Source organism: Pseudomonas sp. I2 (assembly GCF_040984075.1).
Classification (GTDB): Bacteria; Pseudomonadota; Gammaproteobacteria; order Pseudomonadales; family Pseudomonadaceae; genus Aquipseudomonas; species Aquipseudomonas guariconensis_B.
Window position 1 is genome coordinate 1 of the sequence record NZ_JBCGFQ010000125.1, and the last position, 797, is coordinate 797.

The window sequence follows — 797 nt, forward strand, 5'->3', positions numbered from 1 at the left end:
TACACCGACGAGAACGGCGAGCATCGGATCAGCCCGCCCTATACCTGGCATACCCCCACCGGGCTGTACCCCGTCGAACTGGCCAGCGAGCAACTGGCCCGCCACTTCGCCGAGGCCAAGGCCAGGTCACGCGCCTGGGAGGGCGTCAAAGGCGCCGGCGAGCTCGCCCTCGGCGTGCTGGCCTTCGTGCCGGTGGTGCGCGGCATCACCGGCGCCGCCTCGGTCGGGCGCTACGTCTTCGTGGCCCTGGAAGCGGCCCTGGCCGCCGATGCCATGGTCGATGGCAGCCACCGCATGATCACCGGCGAAGGCCTGAGCATCGGCGAACACTTCTTCACCGAACTGGCGCGGCTGGCCAACCCCGCCACCGCCGAGGACCGCGGCAAGCAGGTGTTCATGGCCATCAACCTGGCCTTGTTGCTGCCCGCGGCCCTGGGCGGTGCGCGCTGGCTGATGCACAAGCTCCTGCCTGGCGGCGTGACCACGGTCAGGCTCGACAATGCCGCTCTTACCCAGGAGGAAGTCCGTCGCCTGGGCAAGCGCAGCGCCGGCGAAGTCACCGTGCTCGAAACCCGCATCGAGCGGCCCGCCCGCGACGGCGGGCTGCCGGTACGGGCCAGCGAACTGCACGCGGTGGACCGCAACGCCAGCCTGGTTTCCCTGGACGTCACCGGCGGCAAGGCCGACTACGCCTACATGGCCACCACCCTGCGCGACCGGCTGGTGGCGCTGATCCAGCACAGCGTGGGGCCGGTGCGCATGGGCGGCAGCTTGACGCGGGTGGTGGCCGATGCGGG

The 797-nt window shown here is 70.9% G+C and carries 1 pseudogene; it reads left to right on the top strand.

The annotated features are described in order from the left end of the window. Positions 1-797: pseudogene (locus WCE05_RS25850) on the top strand (hypothetical protein); the annotation flags it as partial.